Source organism: Siccirubricoccus sp. G192, from assembly GCF_019084075.1.
GTDB lineage: Bacteria > Pseudomonadota > Alphaproteobacteria > Acetobacterales > Acetobacteraceae > G192.
In genome coordinates, this window is the sequence record NZ_JAHREN010000001.1 from 3,381,208 (window position 1) to 3,401,357 (window position 20,150).

The window sequence follows — 20,150 nt, forward strand, 5'->3', positions numbered from 1 at the left end:
CGCTTCGACAGCCGTACGGCCTTCACGCCGGTTGTGCTGATCGCCACCGTCCCGAATATGGCCGTGCCCCCGATCCCGGCGGCAACAGCCGGGACGCCGGAGCCGGTCATCGCGTGGCTGAACCGGGCGGTGGCATGCCATCCTGATCCGGCCCGAGGCGCGGCGCGCCCTGTCCAGCCAGGCGGCGATACCCGGCGGCGGCAATCCCGGGGAGCCTGGCAGACTGATCCTGCGGAAGGGCGGCTGCCCGCCGCGCGGAGGCCACCGCCGGTTTCCAGCCAGAGCAGGCACCCGTGGCGGGCCTAATGCCTGCGGTTTCGAACACCGTTCCGGCACTGCTCAGACCGGCGAAAAGCCGATTCACCGCACCTGCCCAGTGCTGCCGGAGGTCGCTTCCGCCTTCCATGAAACATTTTAAGACATTCGGGCAAGATGCCAATCCCGTGGTGCGAAGGATCAATGTGCATCTTCCTGGCGCATGAAGCCGGTCAAGCAGCGGCACCGCGCGGTATTATTGGCAACCGCGCGCCCTCTGATACGTTACACCGGTGCAGAACGCCCCCTTGCGGTCCTGCGCGTTGCCGCGCGCCGCATTGCCCCCAAGCGATTTGCTTTATACAGCACCGCGGTGCGCCGCAGCAATAAAAGTTTACCGCAGCGGCCCTGAGCAATGAGCATCCTGTTGGCGTTGCGCTGATGATGGCAGTGCTTCAGGGGCGGCCGATGAACAGCATGCAGGATATCTTTTCCGACTATGCCCGTGCCTATGAGGCGCGGCGCGAGTCGGACATGTCGATTGCCGAGTATCTCGAGACGTGCCGGGCCGATCCGGGCGCCTATGCGACCGCGCCGGAACGGATCCTCCGGGCGATCGGCGAGCCGGAGGTGGTGGATACGTCGAGGGATGCGCGGCTCGGCCGCATCTTCCTGAACCGCACGATCCGCATCTACCCTGCCTTCTCCGAATTCTTCGGCATGGAGGAGACGATCGAGCGGATCGTCGGCTTCTTCCGCCACGCCGCGCAGGGCCTCGAGGAGCGCAAGCAGATCCTCTATCTGCTCGGCCCCGTTGGCGGCGGCAAGTCGTCGCTCGCCGAGCGGCTCAAGGCGCTGATGGAAGCGGAGCCGGTCTATGTGCTGAAGGCGGGCGACCAGATGAGCCCGGTCTTCGAAACCCCGCTCGGCCTGTTCGATCCCGAGCGCATGGGCGAGCTGCTGGAGGAACGCTATCGCGTGCCGCGCCGGCGGCTGACCGGGCTGATGAGCCCCTGGGCGCTGAAGCGGCTCGACGAGTTCGGCGGCGACATCTCGAAGTTCCGGGTGGCGAAGCTGCGGCCTTCCCGGCTGCGGCAGATCGCGGTGGCCAAGACCGAGCCCGGCGACGAGAATAACCAGGATATCTCCTCCCTCGTCGGCAAGGTCGATATCCGCAAGCTGGAGCTGTTCGGACAGAACGACCCGGATGCCTACAGCTTCTCGGGCGGGCTCAACCGCGCCAACCAAGGCATCCTCGGATTCGTCGAGATGTTCAAGGCGCCGATCAAGATGCTGCACCCCCTGCTGACCGCAACGCAGGAGGGGAACTACATGGGCACCGAGAATATCGGCGCCATCCCCTTCCAGGGCATCATCCTGGCCCATTCCAACGAGGCGGAATGGCAGACCTTCCGCAACAACCGGAATAACGAAGCCTTCATCGACCGGATCTACGTCATCAAAGTGCCCTATTGCCTGCGGGTGACGGAGGAGCAGCGGATCTACGACAAGCTGGTGCGCAGTTCGGAACTCTCGGAGGCGCCCTGCGCCCCGGCGACGCTCGAGATGCTGGCGCGCTTCACCGTGCTGTCGCGCCTGAAGAAGCACGAGAACTCGAACCTCTACGCCAAGATGCGGGTCTATGACGGCGAGAGCCTGAAGGAGACGGACCCGCGCGCCAAGACGCTGCAGGAATACCGGGACGCGGCGGGGCCGGATGAGGGCATGGAGGGCGCCTCCACCCGCTTCGCCTTCAAGGTCCTGGCGGCGACCTTCAACTATGACACGACCGAAATCGCCGCTGACCCGGTGCATCTGATGTATGTGCTGGAACAGGCGATCCGGCGCGACCAGTATGCGGACGAGGTCGAGAAGCGTTACCTGGAATTCATCAAGGCCGAACTGGCGCCACGCTATGCTGAATTCATCGGCAACGAAATCCAGAAGGCTTATCTGGAGAGTTATTCCGATTATGGCCAGAACCTGTTCGACCGCTACGTGGCCTATGCCGATGCCTGGGTCGAGGACATGGACTTCAAGGACCCCGATACCGGCCAGATGCTGAACCGCGAATTGCTGAACCAGGAGCTGACCAAGATCGAGAAACCGGCCGGCATCGCCAATCCCAAGGATTTCAGGAACGAAGTCGTCAAATTCGCGTTGCGGGCGCGAGCCAACCGTGGCGGCCGTAACCCGTCCTGGACGTCCTACGAAAAGATCAGGGAAGTGATCGAGCGGCGCATGTTCAGCCAGGTGGAGGATCTTCTGCCGGTAATCAGTTTCGGTTCCAAGAAGGATGGCGAAACCGAAAAGAAGCACAGCGAATTCGTGGCCCGCATGACCGGGCGGGGCTATACAGAGCGCCAAGTGCGTCGATTGGTTGAATGGTACATGCGGGTCAAGCAGGCAGGCTAGACCCGGAACCCGGTCGCAAGGCACGCCCCGCGATGCAGATTCTCGACCGCCGCCTCAATCCGAGCGGCCGGAGCCTCCCCAACCGGCAGCGCTTCCTGCGCCGTGCCAAGGCGCTGGTGCAGGAAGCGGTGCGCGACGCCTCGGCGAAACGGGACATCCGCGGCGCCGATGCCGGCGGCGAGGTGACCATCCCGCTGCATGGCATCCGCGAGCCGACCTTCCACCACGGCGGCGGTGGCCTGCGCGACCATGTGCTGCCGGGAAACAAGGAATACCGAGAGGGCGACGAGATTCCGCGCCCCCCTGGCGGCGGTGGCGGCGGGGGCGGCGACGAGGGCAGCCCCGACGGCGGCGGCGAGGATGCCTTCCGCTTCGTGCTGACACGCGAGGAGTTCCTCGACCTCTTCCTCGATGATCTCGAACTGCCGGATCTCGCCAAGCGCCGGCTGGTGGAGGGTGCCGATCCGGCCTGGCACCGGGCCGGCTATTCGGTGGCCGGCTCGCCGGCCAACCTGGCGCTGTCGCGCACCATGCGGAACAGCCTGAGCCGCCGCATCGCGCTCCGCCGGCCGAAGCCGGAGGCGGTGGAGGCGTTGCAGGAGGCGATCGCCCTGCTGGAAGCCGAAGGCGGCGCGACGGAGGAGCTGCTGGCGCTCAGGGCGGAGCTGGAGCGGCAGCAGCGCCGCACGCAGCGCATCCCCTATATCGACCCGATCGATGTCCGCTACCGGCGCTTCGAGCCGGTGCCGCGGCCGGTGGCGCAGGCGGTGATGTTCTGCCTCATGGACGTCTCGGGCTCCATGACCGAGGACATGAAGGACCTGGCGAAGCGCTTCTATACGCTGCTCTATATTTTCCTGCAGCGCCGCTACAAGCATGTGGAGATCGTCTTCATCCGCCACACCCATGAAGCGTCCGAGGTGGACGAGGAAACCTTCTTCCACTCGCGCGAGACCGGCGGCACGCTGGTCTCCACGGCGCTGGAGGAGATGCGCAAGGTGGTTGCGGCCCGCTTCCCGCCGGCCGAATGGAACATATATGCAGCCCAGGCCTCGGATGGCGACAACGCGGCCGGCGACAGCCAGAAGACGGCGCACCTGCTGATCGACACCATCCTGCCGGCCTGCCAGTACTACGCCTATATCGAGGTCGGGCGGGATGGCGAGCACGGCATGCCCGGCTTCCCACGCGGCCCGACCGACCTCTGGCGCACCTATGAGGCGCTGGTCGCTGAGGGCGCGCCGATGGCCATGAAGAAGGTGCGCCACCGGCGCGACATCTTCCCGGTGTTCCGCGAGTTGTTCCAGCGCCGTGCGCCAGGCGAGGAGGCGCGTGCATGAGCGAGGCCGCAACCGGCGACCGGCTGCTGTTCCAGGGCGCGGACTGGGATTTCGTCACCCTCCAGCGTATCCATGACGCCTGCGAGGAGATCGCGCTCGAGGAGCTTGGCCTGACCGTCTATCCGAACCGCATCGAGGTGATCGGCTCCGAGCAGATGCTGGACGCCTATGCCTCGGTCGGGCTGCCGCTGTTCTACCGGCACTGGTCCTTCGGCAAGCATTTCGCGCAGCACGAGGCGCTCTACCGCAAGGGCCTGCGTGGCTTGGCCTATGAGATCGTCATCAACTCGGACCCCTGCGTCAGCTATGTGATGGAGGAGAACAGCGCCACATTGCAGGCGCTGGTGATCGCCCATGCGGCCTTCGGCCACAACCACTTCTTCCGCAACAACCGGCTCTTCCTCGACTGGACGGATGCCAAGGGCATCCTGGACTACCTGGAATTCGCCAAGGCCTATGTCGCCCGCGCCGAGGAGCAGCATGGCGAGGCAGCGGTGGAGCGCGTGCTCGATTCCGCACATGCCCTGATGAATTACGGCGTGCACCGCCACCGCCGCCGGACCACCGACCTGCGCTCGGAGGAAACGCGCGAGCGCGAGCGGCGCCAGCACGACGAGCAGATGTTCAACGTGCTCTGGAGCACCCTGCCGGAGCGGCCAGCGGTGCCTGCGGCGAAAAGCGAGGAGGACCGCCGCCGCGCCCTGCTGCAACTGCCGCAGGAGAACATCCTGTATTTCCTGGAGAAAAGCGCCCCCCCGCCTGGCCCCCTGGCAGCGCGAGATCCTGCGGATCGTCCGCAACATCGCCCAGTATTTCCATCCGCAGCGCCAGACCAAGATGATGAACGAGGGCTGCGCCACCTATGTCCACCACCGCATCCTGAACCGCCTGCACGAGCAGGGCCGGATCAGCGACGGCTCGATGCTGGAGATGCTGCATTCCCATACCAGCGTCGTGCTGCAGCCGGAATTCGACGACCCGCGCTATTCCGGCCTGAACCCCTATGCGCTCGGCTTCGCCATGATGGAGGATATCGAGCGCATCTGCCGCGAGCCCACCGCGGAGGACCGCGAGTGGTTCCCGGATTTCGCCGGCTGCGGCGAACCCATGCCGGTGCTGCGCGAGGCCTGGGCCGAATACCGCGACGAGAGCTTCATCCTGCAATTCCTGAGCCCGCGGCTGATGCGGAAGCTGCGGCTCTTCCATGTGCTGGACGATGCCTCGGAGCCGGTGCTGCGGGTGGAGGCGGTGCATGATGAGCGCGGCTACCGCCGGCTGCGCCACGCGCTCGCCCGCACCTACGACCCCGCCTGGACCGATCCCGACATCCAGGTGGTGGATGTGGACCTCTCCGGCGACCGGCGGCTGATCCTGGAACACCGCACCCATGCCGGGCGCCTGCTGGAGGAGCAGGAGGCGCGGCAGGTGCTGCGGCACCTCGCTAGCCTCTGGGGCTATGACGTGCTGCTGCGGGAGGTGGAGCCGGGCAGCGGCGCGACGCTACGCGAACACGCCGTCTCACCGCCGCGGGTTTGAGGCGGCCGGCTCAGGCCCGCATCGCCGCCGTCACCGCCGCCATGAAGGCGTCCAGGCCGGCCGGGTCGACCCAGCGCAGCACCGCCACCAGTTCATGCGCCGGGTCGATCCAGGTGATGTTGCCGCCGGCACCGACGAAGCAGACCGAGTCGGCGCTGGCACCCGGCCACTTCGCCCGCCCGGTATTCAGCCACCAGAGCAGCCCATAGGCTGGGTTCAGCGCGCAAGGCCTGCGGCACTCCGCGATCCACTCCGCCGGCAGCAATTGCCGCCCGCCCCAGTTGCCGCCCCGCAGCGCCAGCAGGCCGATGCGTGCCTGGTCCTCGGCATGGATGAAGACGCCGCCACCCCAATGGCCGCCGCCGGAGACGCTCTGCACGCGCCGGCCGCCGACCTCCACCCAGGAGGTATCGTAACCATGCCAGCGCCATTCCGTGGAGGCGCCGATCGGCACCATGATCCGCTCGGCGAAGACCTCCGGCAGGGGCCGGCCGAAACGGCGCAGCAGGGCGAGTGAGAGGCGGTTCACCCGGATGTCGTTGTATTCCCAGTACTCGCCGGGCGGGTGCAGCGGCCGGGGCAGGCCCTTCTGCCCCCTGCCCTCCACGGTGAGGTTGCGGCCGCGGTCGATGACATCGCTCTTGCCGAAGAGGCTGCCCTCCCATTCGGAGGTGTTCTGCAGCAGGTGCCACCAAGTGATGGCCGCGTTCTGCGGCCCCTCGAAGCCGCCATCCTGCACGCTGTCCCGCACCGGCGCATCGAGATCGGGGATCAGCCCATCCGCCACCGCTAGGCCGGCCAGGATCGCCAGGTAGGATTTCGCCACGCTGAAGGTCATGTCGATCTGGCGCGTATCGCCCCAGCGTGCCACCAGCTTGCCGCGGTGCAGGATCAGCCCGTTCGGCGCGCCGCGCGGCGCTACGGGGCCGAGGATGGCATTGTCCGGCGGCCCCTCGAAATGCCCGGCCTCGATATGGGCGCGGATGTCGCGCGGCCAGGGGGTTTCATGCGCCTCGGCCAGGGCGACGGCGGCGGCGAGCGCGGCGGGGTCGAAGCTGGCCGCGGCGGCAGGAGGCAGCGGCCAGGGGGCGGGATGGGCGGGAGGGATGGTAGAATCAAGCATGCGACGACCCTAAGGCATGCACGCGCTGCGCGCCAATCCCAGGACACGCTTCACCAAAAGCGCGCGACCCGCTAGAAGCTAGAGGTGGCGATTGCCTTCGCAAACCCTCGCCAGTGTCTCAGCACCACAGGGAACCCGGCCCATGACGTCACGCCCGCAGGGCCCTTTGCTGGATGCGGAAGCGCAACACGGCATCGCCTTCCTGAAGGCCAAGCTGGCCAAGCCGGCACCACTTTGCGGCAGGCCCATGCTGGCGCTGGCGGAGACCGACCAACCGCTGGACGACTCCCGCTGGTTCTGGACCGATGATAATGCAAAGGCACTGGAATTGTTGGCCCTCCCGGCTGCCTGGGACGCGGACCCAGGCTTCGGCAGGGCCATCCTGGACTTTGTTCTGGCGATGTCGCCCGGCGACCTGATCTTCCGCCGATGCGCCGAGCCGCAATTGCGCCTCCTCGACCCGGACCCGCGGGCCTTTCGAATCCTCAGCGCATTCCATACCTGGTCCGGCGATCTCTCGAAGGGCCTGATCCACCAGTCCGGCCGGTTCAATGACGGGCGCGGACGGGTGGCGGCGACCCATACGGGCAACCTGTTGGGATTCCGCCACCAAGGCCGGCGGCATTGCATCGATGTCGAGGACACCATCACCGATTTCGGCCTGACCCGCACACCGGCCGGCATCACCCTGTTCCACGAGAGCCGCATCACCCTTCCCGCACGGCTCCTCCGTCGGCACGAGCGGCAGATCGGCGTCCTGCGCTACCAGTATGACATCGCGGCCGACAGCCCGGTGCTCCGCCTCCGGGTGACTCTCAGGACCGAGCCAGGCATCGCGCTCTCCAGGGTGCGCGTCACCACCGCTTGCGACGAACTGAGCCGGGCGCGGCACGCCGTCACGATCGGCGCGGGTGGCGAGTTCCAGCCGGCCCGCCTTCATGCCGGAACGGCAGCGATATTGCACCAGGGCGCCGCCGATTACCTCGGCTTCCACGAGGATGGTCTGCCCGGCTTCTCGCACAGCCTGCATATCCGGCCGGGTGACCGGGACCGGCTGGTTTCGGTGCGCGCAACCTGCCGGTCTGACGGCCACCCGCATTGGGTGGTTGCGCGCTATGGCGCTGATGCGCTGCCCCGAGGCGCGGAGTTCTCCATCGCCGAGGACAGGTTGCTCACCTGCGGCGGCTCACGGAGCCACGCACCCGCCTATGCGGCGCTCCTTGCGGACCCGGATGCGCTGCGCGGCCTTGATCCCAGCATCAGCTACGATCATGGCACCGAGCTGAACGCGGTGGCGACGCACTACCTCTTCGCTCGCGCCGGAGCCTATGCGGAACCGATCCCCGCGCCGCGGTGCGAGGCGCTGCGGGACTGGTTCGACCGGCACCTCGCCGGGTTCTTCGCCTCGCTTGCGCCGGCCTGCAACGCCTCGGCCACCGCAACCTTCGTGCGCGGCCTCGCCTTCGTCATCCTGGCGCTGGACTGCATGCTGCGCGCGACCGGTGATGCTCGCTACCAGGCGCATCTCGGCGCGGCACTCGACCTCCTGCTGGCGCACCAGCAGACCGGGGCGAACGATGGTGTCTTCGTCGACACCGGCGCGGGCGGCGCCTTCCTCGATTGCCAGGCTGCCGCACTGCTGGCCCTGGCGCGGCTCGCGCAGCCGGGTTGCGATACCCGGGTCGCGCCGGCGCTGCGGCGTGGCTTGGCCGCGATCCGGCTCGGGACGGTGGAGGCCGAGGTCGGCGGCACGCGGATCGCCCACGACACAATCGCCGTACGCTATCGCGCCAGCAATGGCGAATGGGCGGAAGACGGCGGCTTGTGGAGCTACAAGCTGGGCCTGCTGCTCCGGGCCTTGCACGCGGTGGAAGCCGTAGGGGATTCCGGCGGCCTCGCACTCACGGAAGCGGAGCGCCAGCGGATAGGCTTCCTCACCGATCTCTGCGCCTCTCTGCTGCGGGCCTCAACCCGGGAACGGGGGGCCGGGATCGAGCACCTGACCAGCCCCTATTCGGGCGAGACCAATTCGGAAACGCAGCCCTGGGTTCTACTCGGCCAGATTGCGCCGGACCACGCCCTGCCCGATCTGCGAGGTTCGGTGCAGGGCGGGGCCGTCGCGCTGGCGGCCTGAGCCGGGCTCACCCCGCCGCGGCGCGCCCCATCCCGATCCGCGCCGGCTTCGGCCCCGGCAGCTCGATCTCGATCGCCAGGGTCGACATGTCGCCGCCGCGGTCGAGGTTGACATTCACCTTGCCCGGGTCGATGGCGACGTAGCGCGCCACCACCGCCACCAGCTCCTGCTGGAGCTTGGGCAGGAAGTCCTCCCGCGTGCGGCCGATGCGCTCATGCGCCAGCACGATCTGCAGGCGTTCCTTGGCCTGCGGCGCGCTTGCGGTCGGTTCCGGCTTGCGGGCGCGGAAATAGTCGAGCCAGCTCATCACGCCGCCCTCCCTCCGAACAGGCGCCTGAACAGCCCGGGCTTCCTCTCGGGCTCCAGGAAGCGGTGCGGCAGGTCCTCGCCGAGGAAGCGGCCGACCGCATCCTTGTAGGCGTGCCCCGCCGCGCTCTCATGGTCCATGATGACAGGCGTGCCGGTATTGGAGGCGCGCAGCACGCTCTCGCTCTCCGGCACCACGCCGAGCAGCGGGATGGCCAGGATCTCGCGCACATCCTCGAGCTTCAGCATCTCGCCACGATCGGCCCGGATCGGGTCGTAGCGGGTGACGAGGAGGTGTTCCTTCACCTTGTCCCGCTTCTCCTCCGACCGCTTCGACTTCGATTGCAGCACGCCGAGGATACGGTCGCTGTCGCGCACCGAGGAGACTTCCGGGTTGGTCACCACGATGGCCTGGTCGGCGAAATAGAGCGCGAGCAGCGCGCCCTTCTCAATGCCGGCCGGGCTGTCGCAGAGGATGTAGTCGAAATCCTCCGACAGCTCATCGATGATGGTCTGCACGCCCTGGCGGGTCAGCGCATCCTTGTCCCGGGTCTGGCTGGCCGGCAGGATGGAGAGCGTATCCACCCGCTTGTCGCGGATCAGGGCCTGGTTGAGCTTGGCCTCGCCCTGGATGACATTGACGATGTCGAACACCACCCGCCGCTCGACCCCCATGATGAGGTCGAGGTTCCGCAAACCCACGTCGAAGTCGATCACCACCGTCTTCTTGCCCCGCTGCGCGAGGCCGGTGGCGAAGGCGGCGCTGGTCGTGGTCTTGCCCACGCCCCCCTTGCCGGACGTGACGACGATCACTTGCGCCATTGCGCTGATCCCCCTGACTGAAACCCCTGATACCGAAACGGACCGTCCCCTTGCGACCCCTCGGGCCCGTGCCGGCCCGACCGCGGTCGGGCCGATCGCGGTCTAGCCCAAAGGTTCGAACCGCATCTCCTCGCCGTCCAGCCGCACCTGCACGGCGCGGCCGATCGGCGCGTTCCCCAGCCCCTCGCGCACCGCGTAGTAGCCGGCGATGGCGACAAGCTCGGGGTCGAAATTCTGCGCGAAGATCCGCGCCGCGGCGTCATCCGCGGCGCCGGCCACCGCCCGGCCGCGCAAGGCGCCATAGATATGGATATTGCCGTCGGCGATCACCTCGGCGCCCGGATTGACCGTGGCGGTCACGATCAGATCGGCGCCCTGGGCATAGATCCGCTGGCCGGAGCGGACCGGCTCCGTCACCAGCATGGCGGAGCGGCCGGTGCCCTTGAAGTCGGCGGCCGGCGTAGCCGGGGCCGCCTCGGGCGCGGCGACGGCAGCGGGTGGCGGCGGCAACTCCTCCTCGGCTTCCTTGGCGCCGGCGGCGCCGCCGACCGGGCGCAGCGGCGGCAATCCGGCCCCCTGCGCCGCCTGGCGCATCGCCGGGCTGCCGCCCGTGGTGCCGATCGGCACGATCTCCAGCCGGTGCAGCCCCTCCACCAGGCCACGGAAATCCACTTCCTCCGGCGCCACCTCCAGATCCGCCAGCCCGATCACCAGGGGAGCGAAGCGCAGGAAACCCGGGGCCTTGCGGAATTGGTCGCCGAGCGCGGGCAGCACCGCCTCCGGCCGCGGGTCCAGCAGGCGAAGGACCAGCAGGTTGAAGTTGCCGGCACGGAGCCGGAAGGCTTCGGGAAGGGTCTGGCTGTTCAAGGCGCTCTCTGGCCGGGGAATGTGGTTGCTGGGCAGGCCGGCGCCGCCCATCACGAATGCTCTATAGCGGCCAAGGGCTGCCCGGCGAAGCCCGAATGCGCTGCGCCACAGGCGGAACGGTTCGCGACGGCGGCGCTGGCCTTGCCGCCAGGGCGGCCCATAATGCGGCGACCAGCGCCGGCCAGCCCAGGCGCGCCCAACCCCGGAGTGCCCCTTGCGCCCGATCACCCTGCTCGAACCCTTCCGGGCGCTGTTCTACGCGCCCTTCTATGTCGCGGAGGCGCGCGGCGCCTTCGCCCGCCAGGGCCTCGACCTGCGCCTGGTGACCGCCGGCACCCCCACCGCGGCGGCCGAGAAGCTGCTGGCCGGCGAGGCCGACCTCGCCTGGAGCGGTCCCATGCGACCGATGCTCATGCGGAGCCAGGACCCCGCCTGCACCCTGAAAAGCTTCTGCGCCGTGGTGATGCGCGACCCCTTCCTGCTTGTGGGGCGGGGAGAGCGGCCGGATTTCCAGCTCCAGGACCTGGCCAGGCTCAGGCTTGGCCTGGTTTCGGAGGTGCCGACTCCGGTCTGGTGCCTGATGGGCGACCTGCTCCGGCTTGGGATCAACCCGGCGTGGCTGGCCACCGTGACGGATCGCGGCATGGCGGAGAATGCCGCCGCGGTGGTGGCGGGCGGGCTTGATGTGGCGCAGCTTTTCGAACCCTTCGCCTGCCAGGCCGAGGATGCCGGCTGCGCCGTCTGGCACGCCCAGGCCAGCCGTGGGCTCACCGCCTATACGGCCTTCTATGCAACCGAGGCCGGGCTCGCGGCCCGGCGGCCCGAATTGCAGGGCATGGTCCGCGCCATGGCCGAGGCCCTGGCCTTCATGCGCGGCGCCGCCGCCCCCGAGATCGCCGCAGCCATCGCGCCGCGCTTCCCCGATATGCCGGAGGCGCACCGCATCCGCGCCATCGCGCGCTACCAGGCGCTCGATCTCTGGTCGCCCGACCCGCGCTTCCCGCGTGCCGCCTTCGACCGGCTGGGCGCCGCCATGCTCGCCTGCGGTGCCATCACCCATGTGCCGCCCTTCGAGGATTGCGTGGAGGAGGCGCTGGTGGAGGAGGCGCTCGCACCGTGAGCCGGAGCATCGGCACCCGCGCCGGCTACCGGTGGTTCGTGGAGATGCCCACGCGCTGGATGGACAACGACGTCTATGGCCATGTGAACAATGTCACCTATTACAGCTTCTTCGACACCGCCGTGGCGCGCTTCCTGATCGCCAACGGGGTGCTGGACCTCGGCTCCAGCACCACGGTCGGGCTGGTGGTGGAAACCGCCTGCCGCTATGCGGCGCCGGTCACCTTCCCGGACCTGGTGACCTGCGGGCTGCGCTGCGGCCGGCTCGGCACCTCCTCCATCCGCTACGAGATCGGCCTGTTCCGCAACGCCGAGGACCAGGCGAGCGCGGAGGGGCATTTCGTGCATGTCTATGTCGAGCGCGCGACGCAGGACCGCGCCGTGCCGCTGCCCGCCAGGCTTCGCGAGGCGGCGACGCGCCTGCTGCTGCCGCCGGGCTGAGCCGCATGCCGGACCGCCCGCGTCGCCTCTGGCTGCCAGCAGTGCCAGCGGTCGGGCTGGCGCTCGGGCTGATGCTGTTCGGTCTCGGGCGGGCGGAGGTGGCCGGCTGGGTCTTCGCCCTCGCCACCCTGCCGGTGCTGCTGGCGCTGCTGCGCGACATCCTGCGCGGCCTGCGGCAGGGCGGGTCCGGGCTCGACCTCATTGCGGCGCTCTCCATGGGCGGCGCGCTGATGCTGGGCGAGCCGCTGGCCGGGGCGGTGGTGGCGCTGATGTTCGCCGGCGGGCAGTTCCTGGAGGACTTCTCCCGCATGCGGGCGCGCCGGGAGATGACCGCGCTGCTGGCACGCCAGCCGCGCGAGGCCACCCGCCACGGCCCGCGGGGCCTGGAAACCGTGCCGCTCTCGGTCCTTGCGCCGGGCGATCGCGTGCTGATCCGCCAGGGCGATGTGGTGCCGGTGGATGGCAGGGTCCTGGGTGGCACCGCGGTGGTGGATACCGCCGCCCTGACCGGGGAGGCGATGCCGGTGGCGGTGCCGCCGGGCGGCACGGTGCTCTCCGGCACGGTGAATGCCGGCGAAGCCTTCGACCTGCTGGCCGAACGGGATGCGGGCCGCAGCACCTATGCCGGCATCCTGCGCCTGGTGGAGCAGGCACAGGCGAGCAAGGCGCCGATGGCCCGCCTCGCCGACCGTTGGGCGCTGGGTTTCCTGGCACTGACCCTGCTGCTTGCGGGCGGCGCTTGGCTGTTCTCTGGTGACCCCCGCCGTGCGCTGGCGGTCCTGGTGGTGGCCACCCCCTGCCCGCTGATCCTGGCGGTGCCGGTGGCCATCATGGCCGGCCTGTCGCGCGCAGCCAGGGCGGGGGTGCTGGTGAAAAGCGGCGCCGCGCTGGAGGTGCTGGCCCGCGCCCGGGTGCTGCTGCTGGACAAGACGGGCACCCTCACCGAGGGAAAGGCCCGGCTGGTCGGGGTGCATCCGGCCCTGGGGATGGAGGCCGGGGAAGTCCTGCGGCTGGCGGCCTCGCTCGACCAGGCCTCCGGCCATGTCATCGCCGCCAACCTGGTGGAGGCGGCACGGAGGCGCGGCCTGATGCTCGCGACGCCGGAGGCGGTGCGGGAGGAGGCGGGTTCCGGCATCACGGGCCGTGTTGGCGACCGCATCGTGGCCGTCGGTGGGTTGGATTTCGTTGCCCGGCATCTCGTGACGGAACCGGCAGGCGGGCCGCCGCGGGGGGAATCCGCCCGGCCCGCATCCGGCGCCCCTGCCCGGCGCCTACGGGCCAGGCGCGGTGCAGGTGGCCGTGGCAGTGGATGGTGCGCCGGCCGGCATCCTGGTCTTCGCCGATACGCTGCGGCCGGAGGCCGGCGCCATGCTGCGGTCGGTGCGCGCGGCTGGCATCCGCCGCGTGGTGATGCTCTCCGGCGACCGCCCGGCGGTGGCGGAGGCGGTGGGTCGGGAGCTTGGCCTGGACGCGGTGCTGGCCGGCCTCTCGCCGGAGGGAAAAGTCGCGGCGGTGCGGGCGGAGCGGATGCATGGGCCGGTGGTGATGCTGGGCGATGGGGTGAACGATGCCCCTGCCCTCGCCGCAGCCGATGCAGGCCTGGCCATGGGGGTGCGCGGTGCCGCCGCCAGCGCCGAGGCCGCCGATGCTGTGCTGCTGGTGGACCGGCTGGACCGGGTAGCGGAGGCCATGCGCATCGCCCACCGCGCGCGGGCCATCGCGCTGCAGAGCGTTGCCGCCGGAATCGGGCTTTCCACTGCCGGGATGCTCGCCGCCGCCCTCGGGCACTTGACGCCGGTGCAGGGGGCGGTGTTGCAGGAAGCCATCGATATTGCCGTGATCCTGAATGCCCTCCGGGCGCTGCGCGGCTGACTTCGCAAGAGAGGATGTTGCATGCCGAACCTGAACCGCCTCGGAATCCTCGACGACTACCAGGGGGTCACCCTCGCGCTGGGCCCCTGGGACCGGCTGCCGAAAACCCTCGGCATCCAGGTGTTCCGCGACACCATCACGGACCAGGAGGCGCTGGCCGCAAGGCTCGCCCCCTTCGACGCGCTGCTCATCATGCGCGAGCGGACCCCCTTCCCGCGTGCGCTGATCGAGCGGCTGCCCAATCTGCGCCTGCTCATCACGACCGGGGCGCGCAATCGCTCCGTCGATCTCGATGCCTGCGCCGAGCGGGGCATCACGGTTTCGGGCACGCCCTCGCATGGGCACCCGACGGTGGACCTGACCTGGGGCCTCATCCTGTCACTGCTGCGGCGCATCCCGGAGCAGGAACGCGGCTTGCGGGAGGGGCGCTGGCAGGTGGCGCTCGGCAATGCGCTGGAGGGCAGGACGCTCGGCGTGATGGGCCTCGGCAACCTCGGCAGCCGGGTGGCGCGGGTCGGCCAGGCCTTCGGCATGCGCACCATCGCCTGGAGCCAGAACCTCACCGAGGAACGCGCCGCCGCCGCCGGCGCCACCCGCGTGGACAAACCCACGCTGCTGCGGGAGGCCGATGTGCTCACCCTGCACCTGATCCTGTCGGAGCGCTCGCGCGGCATCCTGGGCGCCGCGGAATTGGCGCAGATGCAGCCGGGCGCCGTGGTGGTGAATACCAGCCGCGGGCCGCTGATCGACCAGGCGGCGCTGATCGCCGCGCTCAAGGAAGGGCGGATCGCCGGCGCCGGCATCGATGTCTTCGACCAGGAACCGCTGCCGCCGGACCACCCGATCCTGGCGGCGCCCAATACCGTGCTGACGCCGCATCTCGGCTATGTCACGGAGGAGAACTACCGCACCTATTTCGCCGGCGCGGTGGAGGCGGTGCAGGGCTACCTGGACGGCAGGCCGGTGCGGGAATTGCGGCCGGGATAGAGCGGATCGCGGACGGATGTAAACGTCCGGGAGCGTGAATCCGCTCTGCAAACAAGGAGCTACGGCGGATTGGCGTTCAGGAATGAACGCAATCCGCCGTAGTCAGCCGCGCAGGAAAGCCTCCGCGGCATCGGCCAGGACCTGGCAGCCCAGCGCCAGGTCCTCCTCCTTGGTGTCCTCCGCCCAGTGGTGGCTGATGCCGCCGATGCTGGGGACGAAGAGCATGGCGGCGGGCATGCGCCGGGCGATGTATTGCGCATCATGCCCGGCGCCGCTCGGCATCCGCTGCCATAAGCCGGGCGCGTGCCGCTCAGCCGCCTGGTCCAGCGCCGCCATCATCGCCGGATCGCAGAGCGCCGGCAGGGCGCGGCTGACCTGCGTGAGCTTCGCCGTGCAGCGCTCATTGCGGTTGCTCTCCCGTACCAGGGAGCGGAGCATCGCCTCCATCCGCTCCAGCACCGGCAGGCCGACATCGCGGAACTGGAACAGCACATCGGCGCTGCCGGGGATGATGCTGGGCGCGCCGGGTTCCAGGGTGATGCGGCCGGTGGTCCAGGTGCTGCGCTCGCCGCAGACTTTAGGGAATTCGCGGTCGATGGCAGCCAGCAGCCGCACCGCCGCCAGGCCGGCATCGCGCCGCTCCGCCATGGTGGTGCCGCCAGCATGGTCCTGCTGCCCCACGATCTCGATCCTCCACTGCCAGATGGCGACGATGCCGGTCACCACGCCGAGGCGCAGCCCCGCCTTTTCCAACTGCGTGCCCTGCTCGATATGCATCTCGAAGAAGCCCTTGTGGCGTCCGGCTTCGAGCTGCATCCGCGGCTTCCCCGCAAGCCCGGCCGCCGCCAGCGCGTCGCGCAGCGGGGTGCCGTCGTTGCGGCTGCGGCTGCGGTCGATCTCGGCTTCCGACAACTCGCCGATGATGGATTTGCTGCCGAGGAAGCCGCCCTCGAAATGCCCCTCCTCATCGGCGAAGGCGCAGACATCCACCGGCAGCCCGGCCCGGGCCAGGGCCACGCCCGCCACCACGCCGAGCGCGCCATCCAGCCAGCCAGCCTGGTTCTGGCTTTCGATATGGCTGCCGACCAGCAGACGCGGCCCGGGCCCCCGGTGCCGGCCATGGACATTGCCGATGCCGTCGATCGAGGGTTCCAGTCCGCATTCCGCCAGGCGCTGCATCAGCCAGCGCCGGCTTTCCATGTCCTCCGGCGAATAGGTCGGCCGGTGCACGCCGGTCCGATAGCGGCCGATCTGGCGGAGCTCGTTCAGGTCCCGCAGGAAATGCGCGGCATCGATCTTCGGCATGGCCCTGGCCCCTGTTGCGTCGCGGCAGCCTGGAACGCGGCGGGCCGCGCCGCAAGTCGGGCCGAGTCGTGGCCGGCCTCCCGCGCCTCCAGGATCATCTTCGCTGTGAATCGCCTTCCCCCCTTGAGTCCCGCGCCCGGAGGGCGCGCAATCCAGGCATCCGGAGGAGACGCAGGATGGGCCGCATTTTCACCTACCCCGCCATGGAGCGGGTGCATATCGGAACCGGTTTCGAGGAAGCGGTGGCCGATGAGGCCGCGCGGGCCGGTGCCACGCGCATCTTCCTCATGGTTGGCGGCACCATCAGCCGCGAGACGGACTGGCCGGACCGGCTGGCGCGGCGCCTGGCCGAAGGCGGCAGGGCCCGCCTCACCGGGCAGTGGGACCGCATGGCCTCGCATACCCCGCGTAGCGACGTGATCGTGGCGACGGCGGCGGCGCGGGAGGCAGGGGCGGAGCTGCTGGTCACGCTGGGCGGCGGCTCCGTCACCGATGCCGGCAAGATGGTGCGGATGTGCCTGGCCAATGGCGTGACCGAGGAAGCGCAGCTCGAACCCCTGGCCAGCATCTTCGAGGGCAGCCGCCGCGTCATCCCGCCGAAGCAGGCCCCTGCCCCGCCGCAGGTCTGCGTGCCGACCACGCTCTCGGCCGGCGATTTCTCTGCCACCGCCGGCTGCACCGATGTGTCGCGCGGCCTGAAGCAGAGCTATGCGCATCCGCGCATGATGGCGACGGCGGTGGTGCTGGATCCGGCGGTGACGCTGCGGACGCCGGAATGGCTGTTCCTCTCCACCGGCATCCGCGCCGTCGACCATGCGGTAGAGGATATCTGCTCGATCTCCGGCAACCCCTTCTCCGAGGGCGCCTCGATGCAGGCGCTGCGGCTGCTCTCGCGCGGGTTGCGGGGCACGAAGATGCGGCCGGAGGACCAGGCGGCGCGGCTCGACTGCCTGCTGGGGGGCCTGGATGTCCATGGTGGGTTCGCAATCCGGGGTGGAGAAGGGCGCTAGCCACGGCATCGGCCATGCGCTGGGCGGCGCGGCCGGCATGCCGCATGGCTATACCTCCTGCGTCATGCTGCCGCCGGTGCTGCGCTACAATCACTCCGTCAATGCCGCGCAGCAGGCGCTGGTGAGCGAGGCTTTCGGCCAGCCGGGCGTAACTGCCGCCGACCTCGCCGCCGGTCTGGTCGCGGAGCTTGGCCTGCCGGGGCGGCTGCGCGATTGCGGCGTGCGGCACGAACAGCTCGACATGATCGCCGAGGCAGCGATGCACGACCGCTGGATCCCGACCAATCCGCGCCCGCTCGACCTGGCCGGTGTGCGGGCGCTGCTGGAGGAGGCTTTCTGAAGCCGATCCTCAATCGTCGATGATCGCCACTGCCCGCGTCCAGCCGGCGGAGCCGCGATGCACCTTCACCGGGAAGCACACAACCTGGAAGCCGCTGGAGGGCAGCGCTTCCAGGTTGTGCAGCTTCTCGATATGCGAATAGCCGATCTCCCGCCCGGCCCGGTGGCCTTCCCAGATCAGCGACGGGTCGCCGCCTTCCGCGATGCGGCGCTTCGTGAAGCTGAAGGGCGCATCCCAGGACCAGCCATCGGTGCCGACCACGCGGATGCCGCGCTCCAGCATCCAGAGGGTCGCGGCCTTGCCCATGCCGCAGCCGGACTCCACATAGTCGTCCTGGCCGTAGCGGCTGCCGGCGCGGGTATTGACCACCACGATCTCCAGCGGCTTCAGCGTGTGGCCGATGCGCTTCAGCTCGGCCTCGACATCGCCGGGCTGCACCACGTAGCCATCCTCGAAATGCCGGAAATCGAGCTTCACCGCCGGCTGGTGGCACCATTCGAGCGGCACCTCGTCGATCCGCCAGGAAGGCTCGCCGCCCGGCTTCAGCCGCTCGTTCATGCGCGAGAAATAGTGGTAGGGCGCGTCGAGATGGGTGCCGTTATGGGTGCTGATCTGCACCCGCTCCACTGCCGCGTATTCGCCCTCGGGCAACGCGTCGATGGGCACGCCCATGTATTCCGCCATGCGGGCGGCGGTCTGGTGGTGGTCGAGATACTCGATATGCGGCAGGCTGGCCGGCGGGTCGCTGGCGATGCCCGCCTTGAGCGGCACGGAGATGTCGATGAAGCGGCGGGCCATGGCGGTGTCCTTCTGCGTGAATGCGTGGCTCAGGCAGGCCAGGCGGGGGCGGGGTCGATGCGGCCGCGGCATTCGCCGAGGCCGATCGCGACATGGCCGGTGCGCTCCGCCCGGCCGCGGAGGATCACCTCGTCGCCATCCTGCAGCCAGAGCCGCGTCTCGCCATTCGGCAGAGTAAGCGGGTCACGGCCCCTGGTGATCTCGGAGAGGCAGGCGCGGCTCGCATCCGTGGGGCCGGACGTTGTGCCGCTGGCGATCAGGTCGCCCGGCCGCAGGTTGCAGCCATTGCTGGCGTGATGCGTCAGCATCTGCCCGAAGGTCCAGTACATATGCAGGAAATTCGTGCTGGTGATGCGGGCGGGGCCGGCGCCGGTCTCCCGCATGCGCGGCGTCAGCAGGAAGGCTTCCAGCGTGATGTCGAAACCGCCCTCCGCCTGGTCGCGCACGCCGGTGAGGTGCGGCAGCGGTGCCGGGTCGCCCGGCAGCCGCGCCGGGGCGGGGGCGCGGAAAGGCGCCATCGCCTCCGCCGTGACGATCCAGGGCGAGATGCTGGTGGAGAGGCTCTTCGACAGGAAGGGGCCGAGCGGTACGCTCTCCCAGCGCTGGATGTCCCGCGCCGACCAGTCGTTCACCAGGCAGAAGCCCCAGATATGGTCGGGCGCCGCGCTGATTGGGATCGGCTCGCCGATCGGGTTGCCGGGGCCGACGAAGAAGCCGACCTCCAGCTCGAAATCCTGCGCCTCGCTCGGGCCGAACTGCACGCTGCCATCCGGCCGCTGCCATTGGCCATTCGGGCGCCGGACCGCCTCGCCGCTCATCCGCACGGAACTGGCGCGGCTGTTATAGGCGACGGGCAGATGCCGGAAGGCGGGCGGCAGCGGGTTCTCCGGGTTGCGCTGCCGGCCGCCGCGCTCGGTGTGATAGAGGCTGGTGAGGAAATCGGTGAAGGCGCCGATCTCCGCCGGCAGCAGCATCTCCGCCTCGGTCATCGGCACCAGCAGCCGGTCCGCCATGGCCGCGATGCGCGTGGCTTCCGGCCCCTCGGCCCGCAGCAGGTCGGAGAGGCGCGCCCGCAGCGCGGCGGCCGCGCCATTGCCCATGGCCATCAGCCGGTTGAGGCTGGGCTCTGCCGCCGCCCGCGCCGCCTCGGCCGGCGCACCGGCGAAGAGTCCAGCCGCCACCGCCGCCTGCATGTCGAGGATGCGGTCGCCGATCGCGACACCCCCGCGCGCCGACTGGCCGGCGCGGCGGAAGACGCCATGCGGCAGGTTCTGGATGGGGAAGTCGCAGCCGGGCTGGTTGGCGATGTCGAGCCAGGCGCGGCGCGCCGGGTCATGGGTTGCGTTGAGCTCGGCCACGGGCCGTTCCTCCCTTCGGGCAAGCGGATTTGCGGCGGAGCCTGCACCGGCCGCGCCGGCCAGGCAAGGAAGCGCGGCGGTGCCCTATGCCGGCCGATTCAGACCAACGGGCCTCACGGCCC

16 protein-coding genes and 2 pseudogenes are annotated in these 20,150 nt (G+C 69.5%); 11 read left to right on the forward strand and 7 right to left on the reverse strand.

The window, feature by feature from the left end; translation table 11 throughout:
* Positions 1-723 precede the first annotated feature (723 nt).
* The 3 genes and pseudogenes from KSF81_RS16240 to KSF81_RS16250 all read left to right on the forward strand — a co-directional run bounded on the left by KSF81_RS16240 (position 724) and on the right by KSF81_RS16250 (position 5,546).
* On the forward strand, positions 724-2,670 hold the full coding sequence (locus KSF81_RS16240) for a PrkA family serine protein kinase (protein ID WP_217381731.1): 1,947 nt from the start codon (positions 724-726) through the stop codon (positions 2,668-2,670).
* Positions 2,671-2,702: 32 nt separating this feature from the next.
* Positions 2,703-4,010: a YeaH/YhbH family protein gene (locus KSF81_RS16245; RefSeq protein ID WP_217379874.1), complete on the forward strand. Its 1,308-nt coding sequence runs from the start codon at positions 2,703-2,705 to the stop codon at positions 4,008-4,010.
* Positions 4,007-5,546, forward strand: a pseudogene (locus tag KSF81_RS16250) (SpoVR family protein). Before KSF81_RS16245 ends, KSF81_RS16250 begins: the two are co-directional and overlap by 4 nt.
* 10 nt (positions 5,547-5,556) lie before the next feature.
* On the opposite strand, the gene KSF81_RS16255 reads toward KSF81_RS16250, so the two are convergent.
* A complete protein-coding gene (locus tag KSF81_RS16255; protein ID WP_217379875.1) occupies positions 5,557-6,669 on the reverse strand; it encodes a serine hydrolase in 1,113 nt (370 codons plus the stop codon).
* Between the two features lie 142 nt (positions 6,670-6,811).
* Here KSF81_RS16255 and KSF81_RS16260 point away from each other — a divergent pair, with 142 nt between their 5' ends.
* Positions 6,812-8,803, forward strand: a complete 1,992-nt coding sequence (locus KSF81_RS16260) for a hypothetical protein (protein ID WP_217379876.1) — start codon at positions 6,812-6,814, stop codon at positions 8,801-8,803.
* 7 nt (positions 8,804-8,810) lie between these two features.
* Here KSF81_RS16260 and minE read toward each other — a convergent pair whose 3' ends face one another.
* The 3 genes from minE to minC form a co-directional block, all read right to left on the reverse strand.
* A complete protein-coding gene (minE, locus tag KSF81_RS16265; RefSeq protein ID WP_217379877.1) occupies positions 8,811-9,110 on the reverse strand; it encodes a cell division topological specificity factor MinE in 300 nt (99 codons plus the stop codon).
* Positions 9,110-9,931 carry a septum site-determining protein MinD gene (minD, locus tag KSF81_RS16270; RefSeq protein WP_217379878.1) on the reverse strand — a complete coding sequence of 274 codons (822 nt, stop codon included), beginning with the start codon at positions 9,929-9,931 and terminating at the stop codon, positions 9,110-9,112. The genes minE and minD overlap by 1 nt, the downstream gene beginning before the upstream one ends.
* A gap of 102 nt (positions 9,932-10,033) precedes the next feature.
* Positions 10,034-10,798, reverse strand: a complete 765-nt coding sequence (gene minC, locus KSF81_RS16275) for a septum site-determining protein MinC (RefSeq protein WP_254453561.1) — start codon at positions 10,796-10,798, stop codon at positions 10,034-10,036.
* A 214-nt stretch (positions 10,799-11,012) separates the two neighbouring features.
* Between minC and KSF81_RS16280 the strand changes: the two genes are divergently transcribed.
* The 5 genes and pseudogenes from KSF81_RS16280 to KSF81_RS16300 all read left to right on the forward strand — a co-directional run bounded on the left by KSF81_RS16280 (position 11,013) and on the right by KSF81_RS16300 (position 15,217).
* Positions 11,013-11,918: an ABC transporter substrate-binding protein gene (locus KSF81_RS16280; RefSeq protein ID WP_217379880.1), complete on the forward strand. Its 906-nt coding sequence runs from the start codon at positions 11,013-11,015 to the stop codon at positions 11,916-11,918.
* Positions 11,915-12,358, forward strand: a complete 444-nt coding sequence (locus KSF81_RS16285; protein WP_309139579.1) for a thioesterase family protein — start codon at positions 11,915-11,917, stop codon at positions 12,356-12,358. The genes KSF81_RS16280 and KSF81_RS16285 overlap by 4 nt, the downstream gene beginning before the upstream one ends.
* Positions 12,359-12,666: 308 nt before the next feature.
* Positions 12,667-13,308 (forward strand): annotated as a pseudogene (locus tag KSF81_RS32210) (HAD-IC family P-type ATPase); the annotation flags it as partial.
* A 343-nt stretch (positions 13,309-13,651) separates the two neighbouring features.
* Positions 13,652-14,230, forward strand: coding sequence for an HAD-IC family P-type ATPase (locus KSF81_RS16295; RefSeq protein ID WP_217379881.1), 579 nt, complete (start codon positions 13,652-13,654; stop codon positions 14,228-14,230).
* Between the two features lie 21 nt (positions 14,231-14,251).
* On the forward strand, positions 14,252-15,217 hold the full coding sequence (locus tag KSF81_RS16300; protein ID WP_217379882.1) for a D-2-hydroxyacid dehydrogenase family protein: 966 nt from the start codon (positions 14,252-14,254) through the stop codon (positions 15,215-15,217).
* Between the two features lie 102 nt (positions 15,218-15,319).
* On the opposite strand, the gene KSF81_RS16305 is transcribed toward KSF81_RS16300, so the two are convergent.
* The gene (locus tag KSF81_RS16305) at positions 15,320-16,522 is read right to left on the reverse strand and encodes a Zn-dependent hydrolase (RefSeq protein WP_217379883.1); all 1,203 of its coding nucleotides are present in this window, start codon (positions 16,520-16,522) and stop codon (positions 15,320-15,322) included.
* A 176-nt stretch (positions 16,523-16,698) separates the two neighbouring features.
* On the opposite strand from KSF81_RS16305, the gene KSF81_RS16310 reads away from it, so the two are divergent.
* The gene (locus KSF81_RS16310) at positions 16,699-17,532 is read left to right on the forward strand and encodes an iron-containing alcohol dehydrogenase (protein ID WP_217379884.1); all 834 of its coding nucleotides are present in this window, start codon (positions 16,699-16,701) and stop codon (positions 17,530-17,532) included.
* Positions 17,498-17,872, forward strand: coding sequence for an iron-containing alcohol dehydrogenase (locus KSF81_RS16315; protein ID WP_217379885.1), 375 nt, complete (start codon positions 17,498-17,500; stop codon positions 17,870-17,872). The genes KSF81_RS16310 and KSF81_RS16315 overlap by 35 nt, the downstream gene beginning before the upstream one ends.
* 9 nt (positions 17,873-17,881) lie before the next feature.
* Here KSF81_RS16315 and KSF81_RS16320 read toward each other — a convergent pair whose 3' ends face one another.
* Together KSF81_RS16320 and fahA are read right to left on the reverse strand one after the other, a co-directional pair.
* A complete protein-coding gene (locus KSF81_RS16320; protein WP_217379886.1) occupies positions 17,882-18,670 on the reverse strand; it encodes a cyclase family protein in 789 nt (262 codons plus the stop codon).
* A 29-nt stretch (positions 18,671-18,699) separates the two neighbouring features.
* Positions 18,700-20,028 carry a fumarylacetoacetase gene (gene fahA, locus KSF81_RS16325; protein WP_217379887.1) on the reverse strand — a complete coding sequence of 443 codons (1,329 nt, stop codon included), beginning with the start codon at positions 20,026-20,028 and terminating at the stop codon, positions 18,700-18,702.
* Positions 20,029-20,150 lie beyond the last annotated feature (122 nt).